Genomic DNA, 22772 nt, shown 5'->3' with positions numbered 1-22772 from the left:
CCCTGCCCGCGCGTGCCCCAAGCATCGCCGGCGGGGTGGCGTCGTTTTTGCATCCTTGCTACCCATGCCTGACACATTGCCCGACTTTCCTTCCGCCGCCCTGCCGCTGGTCAAGCCGGGCATGCGCCATGCCGTAGCAGGACTGCCCGGCGCCTCCGACGCCCTCGTGGTGGCCGCTTACGCGCGCCAGCATCGTGGCAGCGTGCCAATGGTGGCCGTGGTCTGCGCCAATGCCATGGATGCGCAACGGCTGGCCGACGAGATTGCGTGGTTCGCGCCGGAACTGCGCGTCCGACTGCTACCTGACTGGGAAACGCTGCCGTACGACAGCTTCTCGCCGCACCAGGATCTCGTTTCCGAGCGGCTGGCAACGCTGCACGACATCCAGACCGGCCAGTGCGATGTCATGATCGTGCCGGCCTCCACAGCGCTGTATCGACTGGCGCCGCCGTCGTTCCTTGCGGCGTACACGTTCTTCTTCAAGCAAGGCGAGCGGCTCGATGAAGCCGCGCTCAAGGCCCAGTTCACACTGGCCGGCTACGAGCATGTCAGTGCGGTGATGCGCCCAGGCGAGTACAGCGTGCGCGGCGGACTCATCGATCTCTATCCGATGGGTTCGGCGCTGCCATACCGGATCGACCTGTTCGGCGAGGAAATCGAAACCATCCGCGCGTTCGATCCGGATACGCAGCGCAGTCTCTACCCGGTCAAGGAAGTCAGGCTGTTGCCCGGTCGCGAGTTTCCGCTCGACGAGGCCGCGCGCACGGCGTTCCGAGGCCGCTGGCGAGAAGTTTTCGAAGGCGACCCCACCAAGTCGCCCATCTACAAGGACATTGGCAACGGCGTGCCGTCCGCCGGTATCGAGTACTACCTTCCGCTGTTCTTCGAACAAAGCGCATCGTTGTTCGAGTACCTGCCGCAGGGCACGCAACTGGCGTTCGCGGGCAATGTCGACGAAGCCATTCGGCGCTTCTGGGCCGACACCATGCAGCGCTACACTTTCATGCGCCACGACCGCGAACGGCCGCTGTTGCCGCCCGCGGACCTCTTCCTGTCCGAGGAACAGTTCTTCGTCGGCGCAAAGCCGCTGGCGCGGCTGGTGCTGCAGCGCGAACCGGCACCTGCCGAAGCCACGCCCTTCGCAGCGGGTCTGCCCGACGTCTCGGTGAATCGCCGCGCCGAGGACCCTCTCGTCAATCTGGAAGCCCTGCTGCTGAACAAGACCACGCGCGTGCTGATGTGCGCGGACTCCGCTGGCCGGCGCGAAACACTGCTGCAGTTCTTCGCCGAAAGCGGCCTGCGCCCGATGATCGTCGAGGATTTCGCGGCGTTCCTGGCAGGGGAATCGCATTTCTCGATTGCCGTGGCACCACTGCAGAGCGGCTTCGCGCTGCCCTCTGCATCGCTCGCCTTCGTAACCGAGAACGAGCTCTACGCGGGCACCACGCGCCGTGCCGGACGTCGCAAGCAGGAACAGGCCAGTACCGTCGACGCCATGGTTCGTGATCTGGCCGAGCTCAAGATCGGCGACCCCGTGGTACATAGCGAGCACGGCATCGGCCGCTACCAGGGGCTGGTCACGCTTGACATGGGCCAGGGCGACGAGGAGTTCCTGCACCTCGATTACGACCGCGCCAGCAAGCTCTACGTGCCCGTGCATCAACTGCACGTGATTTCGCGCTACTCGGGCGCCGATCCGGAAACCGCGCCGCTGCATTCGCTCGGTACAGGCCAGTGGGACAAGGCCAAGCGCCGCGCCGCGCAGCAGATCCGGGACACCGCCGCCGAACTGCTGAACCTCTACGCGCGCCGCGCGCTGCGCGAAGGCTTTGCCTTCCCGTTGCAGCCGAAGGACTACGAGACTTTCGCCGAGAGCTTCGGCTTCGAGGAAACACCGGATCAGGCTGCAGCGATCTCGGCAGTCATCGCCGACATGACCTCGGGCAAGCCGATGGACCGTCTGGTCTGCGGCGATGTGGGCTTCGGCAAGACCGAAGTGGCTCTGCGCGCCGCATTCGTGGCCGTGCTCGGCGGCAAGCAGGTGGCGATGCTGGCGCCCACCACGCTGCTGGCCGAGCAGCATTTCCAGACGCTGTCAGACCGCTTCGCCGAATGGCCGGTGCGCATCGTGGAACTGTCGCGCTTCAAGACGAAGAAGGAAATCGACGCGGCCATCAAGCAGATCAACGACGGCACCGTCGATATCGTGATCGGCACGCACAAGCTGCTGTCCGATCAGGTGAAGTTCCAGCGCCTGGGTCTGGTCATCATCGACGAGGAACACCGCTTCGGGGTACGCCAGAAAGAAGCGCTGAAGACGCTGCGTGCCGAGGTAGATGTGCTGACGCTGACCGCCACGCCAATCCCGCGCACGCTGGGCATGGCGCTGGAAGGGCTGCGCGATTTTTCGGTCATCGCAACGGCGCCGCAAAAGCGGCTGGCCATCAAGACGTTCGTGCGACGCGAGGAAGACGGCGTGATTCGCGAGGCTATCCTGCGGGAGCTCAAGCGCGGCGGACAAGTCTACTTCCTGCACAACGAGGTGGAGACCATCGAGAACAAGCGCGCCCGGTTGGCCGAACTGGTGCCCGAGGCGCGCATCGCCGTGGCGCACGGCCAGATGCACGAACGCGAACTCGAACGCGTGATGCGAGATTTCGTGGCACGCCGCGACAACATCCTGCTCTGCACGACGATTATCGAAACCGGTATCGACGTGCCGACGGCCAACACGATCCTGATCCACCGCGCCGACAAGTTCGGCCTGGCGCAGTTGCACCAGTTGCGCGGACGCGTGGGCCGCAGCCATCACCAGGCCTACGCGTATCTGCTCGTGCACGACCCCGAGGGGCTGACCAAGCAGGCGCAGCGCCGGCTCGAAGCCATCCAGCAGATGGAGGAACTGGGTGCGGGCTTCTATCTGGCCATGCACGACCTGGAGATTCGCGGTGCGGGCGAAGTACTTGGCGACAAGCAATCGGGCGAGATCCACGAGATCGGCTTCCAGCTTTACACGGACATGCTCAACGCCGCCGTGAAATCCCTCAAGGCCGGCAAGGAACCGGATCTGATGGCGCCACTGGCGGCCACTACCGAGATCAACCTCGGCACGCCGGCCCTGCTGCCGAACGATTACTGCGCCGATGTGCATGAACGCCTGTCGCTCTACAAGCGTCTGGCCAACTGCGAAACCGGCGAGCGCGTGGACGATATTCAGGAAGAACTGATCGACCGTTTCGGCCGTCTGCCCGCGCAGGCGCAGGCACTGATCGAAACGCACCGGCTGCGCATAGCCGCTGCGCCGCTGGGCGTGCGCAAGATCGACGCGGGCGAGGCCACGGTCAGCATGCAGTTCGTGCCGAACCCGCCCATCGACGCCATCAAGATCATCGAACTTGTGCAGAAGAACCGGCACATCAAGCTGGCCGGACAGGACAAGCTGCGTATCGAGGCCAAGATGGAAGACGTGGCCGCCCGCGCGCAGACGATCAAGCACACGCTGCGGCAGTTGGCCTGACTGACGCGCCGGGTGTAGGATCTCATCCTTGACGAATCAACGTTTTCTCACGACACATCGCCCCATGCCAACCACTCAAGACACCATCGCCGCCCAAGACACCCCGCCGCGCGGCAGCGCGCTCGACTGGACCCAGCGGCTGGTGTCGTTCGATACCACCTCTCGCCATTCCAACCTTGGCCTGATCGAATCGGTACGTGACCATTTCCTGGCCAAGGGACTGCGCCCGCATCTGAGCTATAACCCGCAGGGCGACAAGGCCAACCTGTTTGTGACCGTCCCCGCTGCGAATGGCGCCACCGATGGCGGGATCGTGCTGTCGGGCCATACCGACGTGGTGCCCGTGGACGGCCAGAACTGGTCCACCGACCCGTTCAAGCCTGTGATCCGCGACGGCAAGCTGTATGGCCGCGGCACCTGCGACATGAAAGGCTTCATCGGCACAAGCCTGTCGCTGCTGCCGACCATTCTCGAAGCCAAGCTGCGCGAGCCGGTTCACTATGCGCTGTCGTTCGACGAGGAAATCGGATGCATGGGTGCGCCGTACCTGCTGGCCGAACTGCGCGATCGCGGCGTGCGACCCTCGGGCTGCATCGTGGGCGAGCCGACGAGCATGCGCACGATCGTCGCGCACAAGGGCATCAACGCGTACCGCTGCTGCGTGAAAGGCCAGGCCGCGCATTCCTCGCTCACGCCCAAGGGGGTCAACGCCATCGAATACGCCGCGCGGCTGATCTGCTATATCCGCGACATCGCTGACGAGTTCAAGGCCAATGGCCCCTACGACCGCGCCTTCGACGTGCCTTTCACCACGGCATCGACCGGCACGATCCAGGGCGGCATCGCGCTGAACACGATTCCGGCCGAATGTGAGTTCGTGTTCGAGTTCCGCAACCTGCCGGGTGTCGATCCCGAAGCCATCCTCGCGCGCATCCAGGGCTATGTTGCCGATGTGCTGGTGCCGAAGATGCAGGCCGAGCATGTGGACGCCAGCATGGCCATCAGCAAGATTGCCGCCGCGCCGTCGCTCGATGCGGCCGAATCTGACGCCATCACGCAACTCGTGCGCGCGCTGACCGCTGACCGCGAAACCAACAAGGTGGCGTACGGCACCGAAGCCGGCCTGTTCCAGCGCGCCGGCATCCCGGCCGTGGTGTGCGGCCCCGGCGATATCCAGCAAGCGCACAAGCCGGACGAGTTCGTCGCGCTCGACCAGCTGGCTGACTGCGAGACCTTCCTGCACAAGGTAGTGGACAGCCTGCGGGTGGCCTGAGTTTTCCATCCCGTGCTACCGGGCGCCACGCGTTGGCGCCCGGGTACAATATCGCCCTTTCGCATCGCCCCTTTTCCTTCCTGTTGTCATGCCCCTGATTCTCCAGAGCCTGTCCCCGCTGTCCGCAGCCGATCTCGATGCCGTGCGCGCGGCTGCCCATGCCTCGGCCTTCGTGATGCGTGCCGAAAACGTGGCGGCTGCCGATGACTGCGATCCGCTGACCCCGGCACTGCGCGTGGCGCTCGACGAAATTTGCGGCGTCCGTGGCATCGACTGGGCCGTGGTGCCGGCGGGGCGCAAGCTGTCGGACTTCCGGCTCGTGGCCATGGACATGGACTCGACGCTGATCACCATCGAGTGCATCGACGAAATCGCCGATTTCTGCGGACTGAAGGCCGAAGTGTCAGCGATCACCGAAGCGGCGATGCGGGGCGAGATCACCGACTTCAACGAGAGCCTGCGCCGCCGTGTGGCCCTGCTGAAGGGCCTCGACGCCAGCGTGCTCGACCGCGTGTACGAAGAACGACTACGCCTGTCGCCGGGTGCCGAGAACATGCTCCAGACGATCCAGGCACTGGGCCTGCGCACGCTACTGGTGTCCGGGGGGTTCGTCCACTTCACCGACCAGCTCAAGCCGCGCCTGAAACTCGACTTCACCCGAGCCAACACGCTGGAGATCGTGGATGGCAAGCTGACCGGCAACGTGGTGGGCGAGATCGTCAATGCGGACGTAAAGGCACGTACCGTGCGCGAGGTGTGCGAGCAGATCGGCGCCGAACCGTCGCAGGCCATCGTCATGGGCGACGGTTCGAACGACCTCAAGATGATGGCAGTAGCGGGCCTGTCCGTGGCCTTCCGCGCCAAACCCGTTGTGCGCGAACAGGCCAGTGTGGCGTTCAATCATGTGGGGCTGGACGGGCTGCTGAACCTCTTCCCGCACTGATTCCCGTTTCAAGGCGTGCCTTGCGTCACCTGCAAGGCACCCGCTCCCTCGCTTTCCCTCCCCACTCCCCCCTCTTGCCACACCTCCGGGCGTTTCCCGCATTACATTTTCGTCATTGGCGCTGACGCGACCAAATCCACGAGATCGCAACATAACGCCTTGATTTCCTTGTGGAATCAAATGCGAATGATTATTATTGTTCGCCTCCCTACATCGTCGTTTCCCGACTGCACAACGCATGCAAGCGTTAGCTATATTCCTATCCCTGGCCGCCGCGGCGTGCCTGTACCTCGCCGCGCCAAATCAACTGCTGGTTGTCGATGCCGAGGGTAAAGGTCGCTCGCCGCTGTCCTCCCGACTGCTCTGCTGGATCGGTGTTGCACTCGCCGTGGCCGGCACCTGGGTCATGAGCGTGCCCGAGGGCTGGGCCGTCGCCATTGCCGCCACCCTCGTGGTCATGACGTGCTTCCTGTCCTTCTGGCCGTTCATTGGCACCTGGCTCCATCACAACCGGGCGGACGACGAACCGTCAGAGGTCTCGAAAGAAGGGAGCGCATCATGATCGGCACCAAATGGCTTGCCGGCACGCTGTTGGGCCTGCCCCTGGCCATCGCGCTGTGCACACTCGGCATCTTGTGGCTGCCCGGCGGCTGGGAAGGTGGCGTGGTCCTTGCCATCATGCTCAGCTTCGTCCTATGGGTGGCCATCATCAGCCTGAGCCTGCTGTTCGAGACGAGCCTTCGCGCCTGGCTGTGGCTGGTGGGCGGGAATCTGGTCTGTTACGGCATCCTCGTGGCATTGCGGCTGCTGCACGCGATGCCCCCTGCCTCGGCGCTCTCCGCCGTCACCGGTTCATGAGGCGATACACATGAAAGCCAATACCCTCCGCGTGTTCAACACGCTGCATACCTGGGTCGGCCTGATGGCCGGCTGGGCGCTGTTCATCGCGTTCTTCGCAGGCGCGATCACCGTCTTCCACCACGAACTGCACGTCTGGCAGAATCCGGACCGCCTGGAAGGCAAGCATGCCGCCGAGGTCCATGTCGAGGGCCCCGCCATCGATGCCTTCGTGCAGAAGCTGATCGCTGTTCACCCTGACGCCGCAAACAGCGTCTACGTGGGCCTGCCCAGCCATGAGGAACCGGACTTCAACGCCTACTGGCAGGACAAGGCCGGTGAATGGCACACGATGAACGGCGAGCGCCTGAACGGCGACAAGGCAGCGCAGAACAGCACGTCGCTCGATCACGTCACGGGGGAACTCTCTGCCTTCCTGAACGCCCTGCACTACTCGCTGGGCCTGGGCCTGAACGGCACGTATTTCATGGGGATCATCTCCATCCTGTACGGGCTGGCGCTGGTGTCGGGCGTCATCCTGCATCTGCCGCGACTCAAGAAAGACCTGTTCGCGGTGCGTCCGGGCCGCAACCTGAAGCGGTTCTGGATGGATTCGCACAATGTGATCGGCCTGTTCAGCCTGCCGTTCCACCTGATCTTTGCCATCACTGGCGCGATGTTCTGCCTGTCGCTGGTCATGGTCATGGTGTTCAATGTGCTGACCTTCGACGGCAAGCTGTTCGAGACGATTCCGCGCGTCACGAGTGGCACGTCCGAAGTGTCCGCATCGGGTCGTCCATCACCCACGATGCCCTCGGCGCAGTTGCTCGCCATCGCACGCGAGCACGGCGGCGAACACTTCACGCCGACCGCGATCCGGTTCCAGCGCTATGGCGATGCGAATGCCGTGGCCGACGTGCGCGGCGAGAGCGCCCGTGCACTGGGCAATGGCGGGTCCGTGGGCATCCACGCGGCAGCCAACGAACCCAACGCCGGCAAACTGATCGCCAACCAAACGGCTAGCGGACGCGACACCAACCACATGGTCTATAGCGCGATGTTCGCGTTGCACTACGGCACCTACGGCGACATGGCCGTGCGCATCGTCTACCTGATCGCGGGCCTGGCGGGTGCCTTCCTGTTCTACTCCGGCAACCTGCTCTGGATCGAAACCCGACGCAAGGCGCGCCAGGCCGAGCAGCCACGCGTACACAAGCTGCTGGCGCAGGCCACAGTGGGCGTCTGCATTGGCACCTGCATCGGCGTGGCGCTGTGCTTCCCGGCCGCGTTGCTGTGGCCAGAGCGTGCCGTGAGCTATGTGTTCTGGCCGGTCTTCGGCGTGGCGGTGGCTTGGGCGCTGGTCCGGCCGCCGATCCGTGCAGCGGTCGAGCTGCTGTACGTGGCCGCCCTTGCCACGCTGACCGTGCCCCTGGCGGACCTGATCCTGGCCGGAGACAATCTGTTCTCGGCCGCGCTCCAGGGTCGTTGGGTCATTGCTGGCTTCGACATCGCCGCCATCGCCATGGCAGTCGGGTATGTCGCGCTGGCACGTGCCACACAACGCCGTGCGCAGAATGGTCCGGTTGAATCGGTCTGGGCGCCACCCGGCGCCGCCGCTCAGGCCGCGCCGCAAGCCACGATGCGCAAGGCCGACGCCTCCTGATTGCAGGTGTCGACGCCTCAAACAAAAAGCCCCGCCATCACTGGCGGGGCTTTTTGTTGAGCGGTTCGCGGCAGCACTCAGCGCAACTGTGCTTCCATGGCTTGCTTGATGTCCCCGATCAGATCGCGCGTATCCTCGAGGCCAATGTAGAAGCGCACCAGTTCGCCAGCGTTCTCCCAATCGGCGGGTGGCCATGTTCCCACCGGCCGCATGGTGTCGACGTGATACGGCACCGCAAGGCTGTGCGCCCCACCCCACGACCAGCCGATGGCGAACAGCTTCAGCGCTTCGACAAAGGCATCGACCTGTTCTCGCGCGTAGCGGCTGTGCAGAATGATCGAGAACAGACCGCTGGCGCCGGAAAAGTCCCGCAGCCACTCGGCATGGCCGGGGCAATCTGGCAGCGCAGGGTGCAGTACGCGCGAGACCTCGGGTCGCTGCTTGAGCCATTCGGCGATTTCCCGTGCCGCGCGGTCGTGGGCGGCCAGCCGGACCGGCATGCTGGACAGGCCACGCAGCACCAGGAAGCAGTCATCCGCCGACACGCCCCAGCCCATGATCATGCGCGTGCGCTTGAGTCGGTCGTGAAGCATGTCGTCACGCGTGATCACCGCGCCCATCAGCACATCGCTGCCGCCGGACTGGTACTTGGTCAACGCCTGCACCGAGATATCGATGCCCTTGTCGAACGGCTTGAAATACACGCCCGCCGACCAGGTATTGTCGATTGCCGTCACCACGCCGCGTGCCCGTGCTGCGGCCACAATCGCCTCGGAATCGGGCACCTCCATCGTCACGGACCCAGGCGCCTCCATCCAGATCAGCTTGGTATTCGGCTGGATCAGCGCCGCAATGCGCGCTCCGATGGATGGATGGTAGTAACGCACTGTCACGCCAAACTCCCGTGCCAGCCACTCGCCATGATCGCGGTTGGGACCATAGACGTTGTCCGGCACCAGCACATCGTCACCCGCCTTTACCAGCGCAAAGTAAACCAGTGATATCGCCCCCATACCCGACGGCAGCAGCAGCGTCTGGCTGCCACCCTCGATCTGCGCCAACTGCTGGCACAGCGCCTCGCTGGTGGGCGTGGCGTGCAATCCATAGCGCCAATAGGTCTTGCTGCGGTCGCCATAGGCGCGCAGTTCGGCGAGATTGCGGAAAACGATGGTGGAGCCGCGATACGTCGGCGTCGAGAACGATTCGAAGCCCGGCGCGATGTCGAGGTCGGGTTGGACTGCGGTGGTCTGGGTATAGCGGGACGGATGGCGGGGCGAGTCGGAAGCAGACACGGCGCGTTTCCTCGGAAGTCTGGACAGGCGTTCGAGCTTACCAGCAATCAGAAATCCGTCCACCCCTGCGCCGCAACCGCCGCTTGGGGATAGGAAAAACTAGCGCGACTTGCCCGTCGAGATCGACGATTTCGGCGGTGGCGGCGCGTAGGTCACACCACTGCTGGGTTGCATGTCGAACGGTGGAATAACGAGGAACCCGCCAAACGGCCGGATGAAGAATGGCAGGACGATGGCCGGGTTGTAGGGATCGGTCCACGTTCCGCGCACGGCACCGTTACGGTCAATCTGGCCGTCCCAGTTGCCGGAGACACGCGTACCGTCGTCGGACTCTTCCATCAGGAAGTTGCCGTTATCCCACTCGCCGGACAACAGCCGGACGCCCTTGCCATCGCCCACCGAGTATTCGCCCTGCAGGCTGTCCCGGGTATCGGACTTCGGCGCCACGCGCATGCGCACCGGCTTGTCGCCAAGCGTGCCCACGTAGACGGGATATTGGGAATACTCGGCACGCGGCGCCAGCACAGTGGCTGCACCGGTGGAGAGCGTTGTTCCGCGCCGGGACTCCCCGGCGCGAATCGCATCATTGATACCAAAGGAGCCGCCCTGCCCCCCCGCCGTCGACAAACTATCGCCAGCCGCCGAGGCGGCCATCGGTGCCGCCAACATCGCGGCCATCGAACATGCGCAAAACGCGTGTAAAGCTGAAGAAAAGCGGGGCAAGGCGGACTTCCTTGGGATGGGGGCTGCCGTGACTTTAAACGCGCTCGAAGATCGCGGCAATCCCCTGGCCGCCGCCGATGCACATCGTCACCAGCGCATAGCGGCCTTGCACGCGCTGCAGTTCGTGAAGCGCCTTCACCGTAATCAGCGCGCCCGTGGCACCGATAGGATGGCCCAGCGAAATGCCCGAACCGTTGGGGTTGACCTTGGCCGGATCGAGTCCCAGCGCCTTCGTCACGGCACAGGCTTGCGCGGCAAACGCTTCGTTGGCCTCGATCACGTCGAGATCCTTGACCGACAGCCCTGCGCGCTCCAGTGCGATCTTTGTTGCCGGAACCGGGCCGATGCCCATCGTCTTGGGATCGACACCTGCATGGCCGTACGACACCAGGCGCGCCAGCGGCTTCAGGCCGCGGCGCTCCGCCTCGGCACGCTCCATCAGCACCACTGCAGCAGCGGCATCGTTCAGACCCGATGCATTGCCCGCCGTGACCGTGCCGTTCTCCTTGACGAAGACCGGCTTGAGCTTGGTCATGTCATCGATGGTCGCATCGTGGCGCACGTGCTCGTCGGTATCGAAGACGACATCGCCCTTGCGGCTCTTCAGCGTGACGGGAACGATCTGGCCCTTGAAATGGCCGGCCTTGATGGCAGCCGACGCGCGGCGATGCGATTCCAACGCTGCCTCGTCCTGCTGCTGGCGCGAGATGTCGTATTCCTTGGCAACGTTCTCTGCGGTCACACCCATGTGGATCGCGTGGAAGGGGTCGTGCAGCGCGCCGAGCATCATGTCGATCAGCTTGGCATCGCCCATGCGCGAACCCCAGCGGGCCATCGGTGCGAGGTACGGCGCGCGGCTCATGCTTTCCGCACCGCCACCGATGGCGACATCGGCATCGCCAAGCAGAATGGTCTGGGCAGCACTGACAATCGCCTGCAGGCCAGATCCGCACAGGCGGTTGACCGTCAGCGCCGGGGCATTGATCGACACCCCGCCGTTCACGGCGGCCACGCGCCCCAGGTACATGTCTTTCGGCTCGGTCTGAATGACGTTGCCGAACACCACATGCCCGACGTCGTCGCCGGACACCTTGGCGCGGGCCAGCGCTTCGCGCACGACCAACGCACCGAGGTCAGTCGGGGCCAGATCCTTGAGGCTGCCGCCAAAGGTACCAATCGCGGTGCGCACACCGCTGACAACCACCACTTCACGCGTCATGTCTTGTCTCCATGCGAAATGTTGCGGCGCACAGTATAGACCGCGGAGCGAAAAAGTGAACGACCGTACTTTTACCTAATGGCAGCAGGCCCCGGTATCCGGAAGCCTGTCCTCAGGCGATCTCGCCCCACAGGTCATGACCGTCGGCGCCGGTAATTTTCACGTTGACGAACTCGCCCGCCTTGTAGCGCTGCGACGGCTTGGCGGCCGGATCGATATAGACCAGGCCGTCAATCTCGGGGGCATCAGCAGAAGAACGGCCGATACCGCCATCCTGATTGATTTCATCGACCAGTACGCGAAGCGTTTGTCCGACCTTGCGTTGCAAGCGGCGTGCCGAAACTTCCTCCGCAACTTCCATGAAACGCGCACGACGCTCTTCCCGCACCTCATCGGGTAGCGCACCCGGCAGATCATTGGCCGTGGCACCGTCGACCGGGGAATAGGCGAAGCAGCCCACACGATCCAGCTCGGCTTCCGCAATGAAGTCCAGCAGCGTCTGGAACTCTTGTTCCGTTTCGCCCGGGAAACCCGCGATGAACGTGCTGCGGATAGTCAGGTCCGGACAGATCGCACGCCAGGCACGAATCCGGTCCAACGTCTTCTCCGCATTCGCCGGACGCTTCATACGCTTGAGCACGTCCGGATGTGCGTGCTGGAGCGGTACATCGAGGTACGGCAGCACATTACCCTGGTTCATCAGGGGAATGATCTCGTCCACGTGCGGATACGGGTACACATAGTGCAGGCGCACCCACGCGCCATACTGGCTGGCGAGTTCGCCGAGCGCCGCGACCAGTTCCGTCATGCGCGTCTTCAGCGGGCGACCTGCCCAAAAACCGGTTCGGTACTTCACGTCCACGCCATAGGCACTGGTGTCCTGCGAAATCACGAGCAGTTCCTTGACACCGGCCTTGAACAGGTTTTCCGCCTCAAGCATGACCTCGGCCACCGGGCGCGATACCAGATCCCCGCGCATGGACGGGATGATGCAGAACGAGCAGCGATGGTTGCAGCCTTCCGAAATCTTCAGGTATGCGTAGTGCTTGGGCGTGAGCTTGATGCCGGCAGCCGGCACCAGGTCAGTGAAAGGGTCATGCGGTTTCGGCAAGTGCGTGTGAACTGCCTGCATGACCTCGCCCAGCGCGTGGGGACCCGTCACGGCGAGCACCTTGGGATGCACCGAGGTCACGATGTCTTGTCCGGCGGCATCCTTCTTCGCCCCCAGGCAGCCGGTCACGATGACCTTGCCGTTCTCGTTCAGCGCCTCGCCAATGGCATCCAGGCTCTCCTGCACCGCCTCGTCGATGAAGCCGCAAGTGTTGACCACCACAAGGTCGGCGCCGTCATAGGTGCCGCTGATCGCGTAACCTTCGGCGCGCAGTTGCGTGATGATCTGCTCGGAATCGACCAGTGCCTTGGGGCATCCAAGTGACACAAAGCCGACTTTCGGCGCAGGAGTGGACAAAATGTTTTCAGACGACATGGGGCACCGCGTATGTGGGGATTGGGCACGTCCTACCGTCCCCGGTGGCGCGCCGCTGGCTTAAGGGCATCCGGCGAGCCTGCCGGGCGCCGCAATTGCCATGAAAGGCGGAGATTTTACCTTGATCGGGCCGCCTTGGCGTGAGGTTCGGAAGGAGCCGGCCCGGCTGGCTGGAAACGCGTCCTGGTTATAGACCCAGAAGGCCGGTCAACCGATCCATCACGACGTCTCCGCCGATGGCGTATCCGAGCATGGCTCCACCTCCCGAGGTGAACCAAATCACCTTGTTGACACGGTCCCGCAAGGCAAGTATCCGGCCTTCGTTACTCTTGATCTGGGCGGACAGGTTATCTTCCAGACGATCACAACGGGCCTCGGTCTTGTCCTCGCATTTCTGGATGCGATCACCGAGGTCCGTTGCCACGCGATCGATGCGAATTTCGAGGTCGCCCCTACTCTCCCGGATCTGCCTACCAAGGTCCGTTCGCACATGCTCGATCTTGTTTTCCGTCGCATCGATGCGGGTGTGCAGATCCACTTCCATCCTGTCGACGCGCGTCTCGAACTTGTCGAATCGCGTTGCAAGCTGTTCGATTGCCGCCAACACCCTGGACTCCGAGGCGTCGATCCGGTCGAGCAGGTATGCATGACCAGCGGACATACGCGTATCAAGCGTCGACAAACGTGTATCGAACGTCGACATACGCGAGTCGAGCGTCGAGATTTGCCCGGCAAGCCGCCCCTCCACCTCGCGCAAATCATTGCGCACTCCCACCTCCACCGCATCGAGCTGACGCTCCCCGCGCTCGACGCGCGCTTCAAGCGCCTGCTGCGAAGCCTTCACCTCGCCTACCTCGCGCTGGATGCACGTCAGTTGGGTGTAGATGCCACCGGCGAATTCGACGAGCCGGGTCAAGCCGGTTGGATCGGCGGGTTCAGGCGCCATGCGCCAGAGATTCGCGCTGTCAGACATAAGTTACCCTCCGGACCAGACCGGATGGCATGCAAGGCGGGATACGCTTGGAAAAAGCCATCGTGCAGTGAAAGCAGGATTGTTATCGGGTCGCCCAGTGCTCAGGGCGTTGGCCGATTGGAGCACATGGCGGCTCCCCAAATCCTTGCTCTGCAATCAATAGCGGAGAAAAAAGGCTAAAAGACGCACATCGGACACGCATTCACAAAAATGCGTGGCAAGCCAACAACTCAAAACGACCCTGCATTGCACAGGGCCGTCGCGGCGTGCGTTCGTGAGGCTACTTCTTGTCCTGCTGGTTGAACGGGAACGTGCCGAACATGTTCTTGGCCTGGCTCTGCATCTGTTCCTGCATCTGCACGAAGAGGTTTTTGCTCTGCTCGATGTAGTTGCTCATCATGCCCTGCATCATCGGACCCTGCAGGTTCATGAACTGCGACCACATGTCGGGGCTGAATGCCTCGCCCGAGTACAGACCCTTCGAGTTCTCGGCCAGCTTGCCCTGAATGTCGATGAATGCCTGGATGTTCTTTTCGAGGTAGGTGCCCATCATGCCCTGCATCGCGTGGCCGTAGAAACGGATGATCTGCGAAAGCATGGCGCTAGAGAACATCGGCACACCGCCGGTTTCCTCTTCCAGGATGATTTGCAGCAGGATGCTGCGTGTCAGCTCCTCGCCGCTCTTGGCGTCGACGACCTTGAAGTCCTCGGTATCCATGACCAGCTGCTTCACATCAGCGAGCGTGATGTAGGTGCTGGTTTGCGTATCGTAGAGCCGGCGATTGGGGTATTTCTTGATCAGTCGCTCTGCGCCTTTTTTGGTCGTGGCCATCGGTGCTCTATCCTTTTGTCGTCGCTGGTGCCGTGGGTCGGCACCGCTGCTGCGCCTTGACTCGCGCTGCTGCACCGCATGCAGTGCAGTGCGCAATGGAGCGCGTCTTCCCCGCCGAGAAACACGCTGCAGGCGCGCAAGAAACAACCGGACCAGACCCATGTGGACCGCGCCACTTTGGTGCCGGTTGCGCCATTGCCCTGATTCTATGCTCAAGAAAGCACTATGGAAAGCTGGCCGCGTTTAAGGAAAACCCGCAGCATTTGATTGTCTAGCCCCCAAAAGCAAACCGTCCGCATGCCAGCGACATGCGGACGGTGATGCGAAATACCAGGGCATCTCGGTGCAGCACTCAATGGTTTGTGCAGCGCGCCAGATGCGCCGCATCAACGGCAACCTCCGTGACGGCCTGCCGCCCCTTGCGGGCAACGCACCGTCGCAGAGGGCCGCCTCGACCATCAGCCCATGTGCAGGCCGCCGTTCAGGGAGAAGTCCGCACCCGTGGAGAAACCGGACTCTTCCGAAGCCAGCCAGGCGCAGATCGATGCGATTTCAGCCGGCTCGCCCAGGCGCTTCACCGGGATCGTGCCGACGATCTTGTCCAGCACATCCTGACGGATCGACTTCACCATGTCCGTGGCGATATAGCCCGGCGACACGGTATTGACCGTCACGCCCTTCGTGGCCATTTCCTGCGCCAGGGCCATCGTGAAGCCGTGCAGGCCGGCCTTGGCTGTCGAATAGTTGGTCTGGCCGAACTGCCCCTTCTGGCCGTTCACCGACGAGATGTTGATCACGCGGCCGAAGCCACGATCCGCCATGCCATCGATGACCTGCTTGGTCACGTTGAACAGCGACGTCAGGTTGGTGTCGATCACCGCATCCCAATCGGCACGCGTCATCTTGCGGAACACCACATCGCGCGTGATGCCGGCGTTGTTGACCAGAATGTCGACCTCACCCACCTCGGCCTTCACTTTCTCGAAAGCCGCCTTGGTCGAATCCCAGTCCGCCACGTTGCCTTCGGACGCCACGAACTCGAAACCGAGCGCGCGTTGTTGTTCGAGCCACTTCTCGCGACGCGGCGAGTTCGGGCCGCAGCCCGCCACCACCTTATAGCCCTCTTTTGCCAGGCGTTGGCAAATCGCGGTTCCGATGCCACCCATGCCGCCGGTCACGTATGCAATGCGCTGAGTCATATCCACTCCTAGTTGGCTCGATCGGTTCGTTGTTGTCGAAACTTTTCGGTCGTTGTTGTCAATGCCGGCGGCGGTTCCTCGGTACGTACCGCCGGCATACCCCTCATGCACGTCTAGCCAATGCTTTTGTTATGTATTGCAGTTCAACGTTCGACTGCCAGCGCCACGCCCATGCCACCGCCGATGCACAGCGAGGCCAGGCCCTTCTTGGCGTCGCGGCGCTTCATCTCGTGCAGCAGCGTCACCAGGATGCGGCAGCCGGATGCGCCGATCGGGTGGCCGATGGCAATCGCGCCACCGTTCACATTGATCTTCGACTGGTCCCAGCCCATTTCCTTGTGCACCGCCAGCGCCTGCGCCGCAAATGCCTCGTTGATTTCCATCAGGTCGAGATCCTGCACGCCCCAGCCCGCACGCGACAGGCAGCGTCGGCTGGCCGGCACCGGGCCCATGCCCATCACGGCCGGGTCCACGCCGGCATTGGCGTACGCCTTGATCGTCGCCAGCGGCGTCAGGCCAAGTTCCTTGGCCTTGGCGGCCGACATCACCACCACGGCGGCAGCGCCGTCGTTGAGGCCGGAGGCATTTGCGGCCGTCACCGTGCCCGCCTTGTCGAACGCCGGCTTCAGGCCCGACATGCTATCCAGCGTGGCGCCCTGACGCACGAACTCATCGGTCTTGAACGCCACCGGATCGCCCTTACGCTGCGGAATCATCACCGGCACGATTTCCTCGTCGAATTTGCCGGCCTTCTGAGCCGCTTCGGCCTTGTTCTGCGAACCGACTGCGAACTCGTCCTGCGCTTCGCGCGTGATGCCATATTCCTTGGCCACGTTTTCGGCGGTGATGCCCATGTGGTACTTGTTGTACACGTCCCATAGGCCATCGACGATCATCGTGTCGACGAGCTTGGCATCACCCATGCGGAAGCCGTCGCGCGAGCCCGGCAGCACGTGCGGGGCCGCGCTCATGTTCTCCATGCCACCCGCCACGACGATCTCTGCCTCGCCGGCGATGATGGCATTGGCGGCCAGCATCACGGCTTTCAGGCCCGAGCCGCACACCTTGTTGATGGTCATGGCCGGCACCATGTCCGGCAGGCCGGCTGCGCGCGACGCCTGGCGGGCCGGGTTCTGGCCCGAGCCGGCCGTCAGCACCTGGCCCATGATCACTTCGCTCACCTGGTCGGGCTTGACGCCTGCGCGCTCCAGCGCGGCCTTTATCACGAGTGCGCCCAGCTCCGGTGCGGGGATCTTGGCCAGGGAGCCACCGAATTTGCCTACGGCGGTGCGAGCTGCGGAAACAATGACGATGTCGGTCATGTGAGGTCCTTTCGAGAAAACGAATCGCGGATCGGTTCGAAACGGGGCCGGCGGCTCATCCGCCGCCCCGGCAAAATCAGGCGCGCTGCTTGACGTAGCGTCCCGGTGCAGGCTCGATCGCCTTGTAGTGGGCGTTGCCGTAGGTATCAGGCGCCGCACGCTTCTGGCCGGCCTGCTTGCCGAGCCATGCCATCCAGTCCGGCCACCAGCTACCCGGATGTTCCTCCGCGCCAGCCAGCCATTCATGGGCCGAAACGGGCAGCGTATCACTGGTCCAGTGACTACGCTTCTTCTTGGCTGGCGGGTTGATGACGCCGGCAATGTGCCCAGAGGCGCCCAGCACGAAGCGCAGCTTGTTTTTCAGCAGTGCGGTGGAAGCATACGCAGCCGACCACGGCACGATATGGTCCTCGCGCGAGCCGTAGATATACGTCGGCACGTCGATGGCACCCAGGTCCACCGGGGCATTGCAGACGGTCAGCTTGCCCGGCACCTTCAATTCGTCCTGCAGGTAGGTATGGCGGAGGTACCAGCAATACCAGGGTCCGGGCAGGTTGGTGGCGTCGCCGTTCCAGAACAGCAGATCGAAGGGCACAGGCGTGTTGCCCTTCAGGTAGTTGTCGACCACGTAGTTCCAGACCAAATCGTTCGGACGCAGGAACGAGAACGTGTTCGCCAGTTCCACTCCCCGCAGCAGACCGCACGGCGCACCCGATGCGCCGCCCAGCGTAGCCTCGCGCAGTTGCACATGCGATTCATCGACAAAGACGTCGAGGATGCCGGTGTCGGCAAAGTCGAGTAGCGTGGTGAGCAGGGTCAGGCTGGCTGCGGGCCGCTCGCCGCGTGCCGCCAGCACGGCAAGCGCCGTGGAAATGATGGTGCCACCCACGCAGAACCCGAGCACGTTGATCTTGTCGAGACCGCTGATGTCGCGCGCCACCTCGATCGCGCGGATGGCTGCATGCTCGATGTAGTCGTCCCAGGTCCGCTCGGCCATCGAGGCATCGGGGTTCCGCCACGACACCAGGAACACCGTGTGCCCCTGCTCCACCGCGTGCCGCACCAGCGAGCTTTCGGGCTGCAGGTCAAGGATGTAGTACTTGTTGATGCACGGCGGCACCAGCAGCAGCGGCCGCGCGTAGACCTTGTCGGTCAGCGGCTTGAACTGCAGCAACTGGAAGTATTCGTTCTCGTAGACGACAGCGCCTTCGGTTACGGCAACATTGCGGCCCACCTCGAAGGCGGTCTCATCGGTCTGCGAAATCTTGCCGCGCCCCAGATCTTCCAGCATGTTACGCACGCCGTTGCGCAGCGATTCGCCGCCGGACTCGATCAGGCGCTGCTGGGCATCCGGATTGGTCGCCAGGAAGTTGGCCGGCGACATCGCATCGACCCACTGCGAAACCGCAAAGCGGATGCGTTGGCGCACCTTGGGATCGGCTTCCACAGCATCGGCAAGCTCGGTCATGGCGCGCGCCGTGAGCAGGTAGAACGCGGCCGTGTAGCGATATGCCGCGTTGTTGCGCCATGCATCGCTGGCAAAGCGGCGATCGGACAGGCGCTGGCTCGCAGCACCGGCTTGCCCGGCCTGCGGCGAACCGTTCGGCACCATCGCCCCGGCCCCCATTTCACGCCAGAGTTCGGTGAAGTCCTTCAGATAGCGTTCCTGGATGCTGGCCAGCTGCGTGGGCGCGATCTTCACCGCACCATTGGCACCATTGCCCTGGAGAGCCTGGAACGCCTTGGCGAATGCATCGCCGCCCGGAAAGCTGCCGGGAAAACCGTTCGGAAGACCATTCGGGAAGCCACCGGGGAATGCACCGGCCATGCCGGCCGGAAAACCAGGCGGCATCATGCCGCTGGTTTCGGGTGCCCACTGACGGGACCACTCCAGCCAGGCGGCTGGGTCAAATGGCCCCGGCGCAAATTGAAACGGTTGGGACTTGTCTTCCTTTCCGGAAGCTGCCGCACCTTTGCCGGTCGCCATGATGTATTCGTCTCTCTGCCGTCGTGATGGTTGACGGGCACGGGGTAACTGTCTCCCGACCCGCCCCGGAATCCGGGATGCGTTCGCGGGCCGCCTGAGCGGCTCGCCACTTACGCTATGCTTGCCGGCGAAACCCTGATACTTCCTCGGTTCCGATACATTTGAAGGCATTGTTGCCTTGCAATGTAGAGGCTGTCAATGCGGAATTCCGCATTCCCATGCGGGCGCCGTGGAAGTGATGTCCGACCTACCGGACGGTAATCCCCAGGCGGGTTACCGGGTTCCGGAACCCTCCTACCAGAGAGAGATGAACGGCTGATGTATATCGTGGCAATTGGCTGGTTGTATGTGGCGCTGATGATGGCCATCACGGAGACAAACGTGGTGGCCGGTGTGGCCACGTTCCTGTGCTACGGGCTGGCGCCCGTCTCGCTGGTGATGTACATCCTGGGCACGCCGGGCAGGCGGCAGCGGCGACGCGCACGGGAAGAAGCGGAAGCCCGCGCGGCGGTGGACGCGGCGGAAACCCGGCAGGCTCCGGCGACGCCGACAACCCGGGGAACTTCGAACGCGCCGTCTTCTGCCGTGCGGGACGGCGACGCCTAGGCTTCCAGCCAGACCATCGTGGCCATGCGACCCGTAGTGCGGTCGCGGCGATAGGAGTAGAAGCGGTCTGCGTCGGTTACCGTGCAGGTATCGCCGCCAAAGACCTGCGTGCAGCCAGCTCGCGCCAGGCGTATGCGTGCCAGCGCGTAGAGGTCGGCCATGTACTTGCCCTGCCCCACCGCGACGAATGCCGCATCGACTTCGGCCTGTTCGTGTTGGAACGCGCGATCGAGGAATGCCGCGCGGACTTCCGCGCCCACTTCGAACGCATCGGGGCCGATCGCAGGCCCCAGCCACGCCAGCCATTGTGGCATGCCGCCCGCGCGCTGCGCCATGCGCGACAGCGTGGCCTCGATCACGCCATCGCACAGACCTCGCCAGCCGGCATGCGCCGCGCCGACGACAGTACCCGCCGTATCGCAAAGCAGCACGGGCAGGCAATCGGCAGTCATGATCGCGCAAACGTCGCCCGGCCGCCCCGAAATGCTGGCATCGGCTTGCTGGATCTCGCTGCCGGCATCGCCATGCTCTGCCGTGGCCACGCCACAGCCATGCACCTGTTCCAACCAGAGCGGCATGGCGGGCAGGCTGCGGGCCAGCCGCGCACGGTTGGCCGCAACGGCGCACGGATCGTCGCCGACATGAGTGCCAAGATTCAGCCCGCCCGTCGAGCCATCGGCCAGCCCATAGGCGCCGCGACTGACACCGCCCTGACGCGTGGTAGACAGCGCGCGCACATTTGCCGGGGCCGGCCAGTCCGGGACGAGCCACGAAGTCGAAATAGCTGTCGATTCAGTCGTCATCGGCCTCGCCTTCGTACCACGTGCCTTCGTCGTCGTAATCGTCGTAGTCATCGTCCTGTTCCGCGTGCCCCTCAAAGTCGAGCGCGGCAATCAGCGCCTGCAGGTCCTCGGGTGGCTGGGTTTCCCAGGAGATCTTGCGACCCGTGGCCGGATGCACGAGTCCAAGCTTGTAGGCATGCAGCGCCTGGCGCGTATACGGCACCGGCAGCGGCACCCGGATTGCCTGACGCTGACCGCGCTGGGTGGCCTTGTAGTAGACCGGATCGCCCACGAGCGGATGACCAATGGACTCGAAATGCACGCGAATCTGGTGCGTGCGGCCCGTTTCAAGTTGGCACATCACCATCGACACGTGCGACCGGCCCAGCGGCACGGTGCCGAGCGTCTTGAAATGCGTACGCGAAGGCTTGCCGCTGTTCGTGTAGACGATGGCCATGCGGGTCCGCTCGCGCGGATCGCGGGCAATCGGTGCGTCGATGGTGCCTTCCTCGGGCGTTTCGCCCCACACCAGCGCGAGATAGGTCCGCTTGACCGTACGCGCAGCCAGTTGGCGCACCAGATCGGTCTGCGCGGTCAGCGTGCGGGCCACCACCATCAGGCCGGATGTCTCCTTGTCCAGCCGATGCACGATACCGGCGCGCGGCAGCCGTGCCGCGTGCGGATCGCGATACAGCAGGCCATTGAGCACCGTGCCGCTCCAGTTTCCTGCAGCAGGATGCACCACCAGACCGGGCGGCTTGTCGATGACCAGCAGCGTATCGTCCTCGTAGACCACGTTGAGCGGCACATCCTCGGCCGTGAAAGCCGTGGATTCGGGTGCCGCCTGCGGGCGGATCTCGATCTGCTGCCCCATCTGCATCGATGCCTTGGCGCGGCTCGGTTCTCCGTCCACGCGCACGGCGCCCTCTTCGATCCATTGCTGGATGCGGCTGCGGGAGAACTCGCTGAAGTGGCGTGCGAGCAATTTATCGAGCCGTTCGCCGTGATCGGCACTGCCGACTTCCATGAACTGGGGCACGAGATCGGGGGCGGCAGGCGCTGCCACGAGCACGTCGTCCTGCAACTCCCCACCTTCGTCGAGGACCTCGAATGGGTCGTTCAAGTCCCCATTGACGGGGGCTGCGGCCTCCCTGGATTCGACCTGACTGTCCAGACCGGTTTCGGCGCTGGGGCTTCGGCTATAATGCTTGGCGGTATTTTTCTTCATCCGGAACAGGTTGCCCATGCAATTGCAGAGCATGAAACGCGCGGATTGGCGCGCGAAAATTGGAGCGGTTTTGCTCGCAGGCGGCTGCGTCATGCTGTCGGCATGCGGCCTGCTTGGAGACCAGCCTGACGAAACAGCCAGCTGGTCGGCTAACAAATTATATTCGGAAGCCAAGGATGCCCTCGACGGCGGCGACTATACGCGTGCCGTGAAGCTCTATGAAAAGCTCGAGGGCCGCTATCCGTTTGGCCGTTACGCGCAGCAGGCACAGATCGACACTGCCTATGCCAGCTACAAGGATGGCGAGACCGCTGCCGCGCTGGCAGCCGTGGACCGGTTCATCCAGTTGCACCCGAGCCATCCGAATATCGATTACGCCTACTACCTCAAGGGCCTGATCAATTTCAACGACAACCTGGGCTGGCTGGGCCGCTTCTCGGGCCAGGATCTCAGCGAGCGCGACCCCAAGGCCGCCCGCGCTGCCTACGATGCGTTCCAGATCCTGATCACGCGCTACCCTGACAGCAAGTACACGCCCGATGCCACGCAGCGGATGCAGTACATCGTCAACTCGCTGGCCCAGCACGAAGTGCATGCGGCACGCTACTACTACCGTCGCGGCGCCTACCTCGCCGCAGTCAATCGCGCGCAGCAGGCGCTGAAAGACTATGACGGTGCTCCGGCCAACGAGGAAGCGCTCTACATCATGGTGCGCTCGTACGACGCGCTTGGCATGAAGGATCTGCGCGACGACACCGCACGGGTGATGGAACGCAACTACCCGAACAGCGACTTCATCAAGTACGGTGCGCGCAAGAAGGACAAGGCGTGGTGGGAAGTCTTCTGATCTGGAAGCACTGACCATGCAGCATTGACTGCCTGAAAACAAA

The 22772-nt window shown here is 63.5% G+C and carries 19 protein-coding genes; 8 read left to right on the top strand and 11 right to left on the bottom strand.

Translation table 11 applies throughout. The features are described 5' to 3' along the window. Positions 1–64 precede the first annotated feature (64 nt). The 6 genes from mfd (at position 65) to ABDB81_RS09260 (ending at position 8233) form a co-directional block, all read left to right on the top strand. The gene (mfd, locus tag ABDB81_RS09285) at positions 65–3517 is read left to right on the top strand and encodes a transcription-repair coupling factor (protein ID WP_160472129.1); all 3453 of its coding nucleotides are present in this window, start codon (positions 65–67) and stop codon (positions 3515–3517) included. 64 nt (positions 3518–3581) lie between these two features. After that, positions 3582–4790 carry an acetylornithine deacetylase gene (gene argE, locus ABDB81_RS09280; protein WP_160472128.1) on the top strand — a complete coding sequence of 403 codons (1209 nt, stop codon included), beginning with the start codon at positions 3582–3584 and terminating at the stop codon, positions 4788–4790. A gap of 88 nt (positions 4791–4878) precedes the next feature. Continuing rightward, positions 4879–5733 (top strand): phosphoserine phosphatase SerB, encoded by an 855-nt coding sequence (gene serB / locus ABDB81_RS09275; RefSeq protein ID WP_160472126.1) that lies wholly within the window; start codon positions 4879–4881, stop codon positions 5731–5733. A 238-nt stretch (positions 5734–5971) separates the two neighbouring features. After that, a complete protein-coding gene (locus ABDB81_RS09270; protein WP_160472124.1) occupies positions 5972–6295 on the top strand; it encodes a hypothetical protein in 324 nt (107 codons plus the stop codon). After that, positions 6292–6591 (top strand): hypothetical protein, encoded by a 300-nt coding sequence (locus tag ABDB81_RS09265; RefSeq protein WP_137924444.1) that lies wholly within the window; start codon positions 6292–6294, stop codon positions 6589–6591. The genes ABDB81_RS09270 and ABDB81_RS09265 overlap by 4 nt, the downstream gene beginning before the upstream one ends. Before the next feature lie 10 nt (positions 6592–6601). Further along, the gene (locus ABDB81_RS09260) at positions 6602–8233 is read left to right on the top strand and encodes a PepSY-associated TM helix domain-containing protein (RefSeq protein WP_137924443.1); all 1632 of its coding nucleotides are present in this window, start codon (positions 6602–6604) and stop codon (positions 8231–8233) included. 77 nt (positions 8234–8310) lie between these two features. Here the strand turns inward: ABDB81_RS09260 and ABDB81_RS09255 are convergent, their stop codons facing one another. From ABDB81_RS09255 to phaC, 9 genes are all read right to left on the bottom strand, one after another. After that, positions 8311–9525: a cystathionine beta-lyase gene (locus ABDB81_RS09255; RefSeq protein WP_346810672.1), complete on the bottom strand. Its 1215-nt coding sequence runs from the start codon at positions 9523–9525 to the stop codon at positions 8311–8313. A gap of 99 nt (positions 9526–9624) precedes the next feature. Next, positions 9625–10194 (bottom strand): hypothetical protein, encoded by a 570-nt coding sequence (locus tag ABDB81_RS09250; RefSeq protein WP_137924489.1) that lies wholly within the window; start codon positions 10192–10194, stop codon positions 9625–9627. A gap of 88 nt (positions 10195–10282) precedes the next feature. Next, entirely contained in the window at positions 10283–11467 is a 1185-nt protein-coding gene (gene bktB, locus ABDB81_RS09245) for a beta-ketothiolase BktB (RefSeq protein ID WP_346810670.1), read from the bottom strand. 112 nt (positions 11468–11579) lie between these two features. Next, entirely contained in the window at positions 11580–12953 is a 1374-nt protein-coding gene (rimO, locus tag ABDB81_RS09240) for a 30S ribosomal protein S12 methylthiotransferase RimO (protein WP_346810668.1), read from the bottom strand. A 187-nt stretch (positions 12954–13140) separates the two neighbouring features. Further along, the gene (locus ABDB81_RS09235) at positions 13141–13926 is read right to left on the bottom strand and encodes a hypothetical protein (protein WP_160472118.1); all 786 of its coding nucleotides are present in this window, start codon (positions 13924–13926) and stop codon (positions 13141–13143) included. A gap of 280 nt (positions 13927–14206) precedes the next feature. Next, positions 14207–14758, bottom strand: a complete 552-nt coding sequence (phaR, locus tag ABDB81_RS09230; protein ID WP_137924438.1) for a polyhydroxyalkanoate synthesis repressor PhaR — start codon at positions 14756–14758, stop codon at positions 14207–14209. 458 nt (positions 14759–15216) lie between these two features. Beyond that, entirely contained in the window at positions 15217–15957 is a 741-nt protein-coding gene (locus ABDB81_RS09225; protein ID WP_137924437.1) for a 3-ketoacyl-ACP reductase, read from the bottom strand. A gap of 143 nt (positions 15958–16100) precedes the next feature. Further along, positions 16101–17279 (bottom strand): acetyl-CoA C-acetyltransferase, encoded by a 1179-nt coding sequence (locus tag ABDB81_RS09220; RefSeq protein WP_160472116.1) that lies wholly within the window; start codon positions 17277–17279, stop codon positions 16101–16103. A 76-nt stretch (positions 17280–17355) separates the two neighbouring features. After that, positions 17356–19266: a class I poly(R)-hydroxyalkanoic acid synthase gene (gene phaC / locus ABDB81_RS09215; protein WP_346810665.1), complete on the bottom strand. Its 1911-nt coding sequence runs from the start codon at positions 19264–19266 to the stop codon at positions 17356–17358. A gap of 318 nt (positions 19267–19584) precedes the next feature. On the opposite strand from phaC, the gene ABDB81_RS09210 reads away from it, so the two are divergent. Next, on the top strand, positions 19585–19872 hold the full coding sequence (locus tag ABDB81_RS09210; RefSeq protein WP_346810663.1) for a hypothetical protein: 288 nt from the start codon (positions 19585–19587) through the stop codon (positions 19870–19872). Here ABDB81_RS09210 and pgeF read toward each other — a convergent pair. Further along, positions 19869–20675, bottom strand: coding sequence for a peptidoglycan editing factor PgeF (pgeF, locus tag ABDB81_RS09205; RefSeq protein WP_346810661.1), 807 nt, complete (start codon positions 20673–20675; stop codon positions 19869–19871). The genes ABDB81_RS09210 and pgeF overlap by 4 nt on opposite strands. Next, positions 20665–21882 (bottom strand): RluA family pseudouridine synthase, encoded by a 1218-nt coding sequence (locus tag ABDB81_RS09200; protein WP_346810659.1) that lies wholly within the window; start codon positions 21880–21882, stop codon positions 20665–20667. The genes pgeF and ABDB81_RS09200 overlap by 11 nt, the downstream gene beginning before the upstream one ends. Before the next feature lie 16 nt (positions 21883–21898). On the opposite strand from ABDB81_RS09200, the gene ABDB81_RS09195 reads away from it, so the two are divergent. Next, positions 21899–22729, top strand: coding sequence for an outer membrane protein assembly factor BamD (locus ABDB81_RS09195; protein ID WP_137924431.1), 831 nt, complete (start codon positions 21899–21901; stop codon positions 22727–22729). Positions 22730–22772 lie beyond the last annotated feature (43 nt).

The sequence above is a fragment of the Cupriavidus sp. DL-D2 genome (assembly GCF_039710735.1).
Taxonomy (GTDB): Bacteria; Pseudomonadota; Gammaproteobacteria; order Burkholderiales; family Burkholderiaceae; genus Cupriavidus.
Note: the sequence above shows the minus strand (reverse complement) of the source record. Positions and strands in the feature narration are given on the sequence as shown.

Coding starts and splice junctions, on each gene's coding strand:
- ABDB81_RS09220 (WP_160472116.1), bottom strand. CDS start 17,279: ATGACCGACATCGTCATTGTTTCCGCAGCTCGCACCGCCGTAGGCAAA.
- ABDB81_RS09270 (WP_160472124.1), top strand. CDS start 5,972: ATGCAAGCGTTAGCTATATTCCTATCCCTGGCCGCCGCGGCGTGCCTG.
- phaC (WP_346810665.1), bottom strand. CDS start 19,266: ATGGCGACCGGCAAAGGTGCGGCAGCTTCCGGAAAGGAAGACAAGTCC.
- bktB (WP_346810670.1), bottom strand. CDS start 11,467: ATGACGCGTGAAGTGGTGGTTGTCAGCGGTGTGCGCACCGCGATTGGT.
- pgeF (WP_346810661.1), bottom strand. CDS start 20,675: ATGACGACTGAATCGACAGCTATTTCGACTTCGTGGCTCGTCCCGGAC.
- serB (WP_160472126.1), top strand. CDS start 4,879: ATGCCCCTGATTCTCCAGAGCCTGTCCCCGCTGTCCGCAGCCGATCTC.
- ABDB81_RS09265 (WP_137924444.1), top strand. CDS start 6,292: ATGATCGGCACCAAATGGCTTGCCGGCACGCTGTTGGGCCTGCCCCTG.
- phaR (WP_137924438.1), bottom strand. CDS start 14,758: ATGGCCACGACCAAAAAAGGCGCAGAGCGACTGATCAAGAAATACCCC.
- ABDB81_RS09210 (WP_346810663.1), top strand. CDS start 19,585: ATGTATATCGTGGCAATTGGCTGGTTGTATGTGGCGCTGATGATGGCC.
- argE (WP_160472128.1), top strand. CDS start 3,582: ATGCCAACCACTCAAGACACCATCGCCGCCCAAGACACCCCGCCGCGC.
- ABDB81_RS09200 (WP_346810659.1), bottom strand. CDS start 21,882: ATGAAGAAAAATACCGCCAAGCATTATAGCCGAAGCCCCAGCGCCGAA.
- rimO (WP_346810668.1), bottom strand. CDS start 12,953: ATGTCGTCTGAAAACATTTTGTCCACTCCTGCGCCGAAAGTCGGCTTT.
- mfd (WP_160472129.1), top strand. CDS start 65: ATGCCTGACACATTGCCCGACTTTCCTTCCGCCGCCCTGCCGCTGGTC.
- ABDB81_RS09225 (WP_137924437.1), bottom strand. CDS start 15,957: ATGACTCAGCGCATTGCATACGTGACCGGCGGCATGGGTGGCATCGGA.
- ABDB81_RS09250 (WP_137924489.1), bottom strand. CDS start 10,194: ATGTTGGCGGCACCGATGGCCGCCTCGGCGGCTGGCGATAGTTTGTCG.
- ABDB81_RS09260 (WP_137924443.1), top strand. CDS start 6,602: ATGAAAGCCAATACCCTCCGCGTGTTCAACACGCTGCATACCTGGGTC.
- ABDB81_RS09235 (WP_160472118.1), bottom strand. CDS start 13,926: ATGTCTGACAGCGCGAATCTCTGGCGCATGGCGCCTGAACCCGCCGAT.
- ABDB81_RS09195 (WP_137924431.1), top strand. CDS start 21,899: ATGCAATTGCAGAGCATGAAACGCGCGGATTGGCGCGCGAAAATTGGA.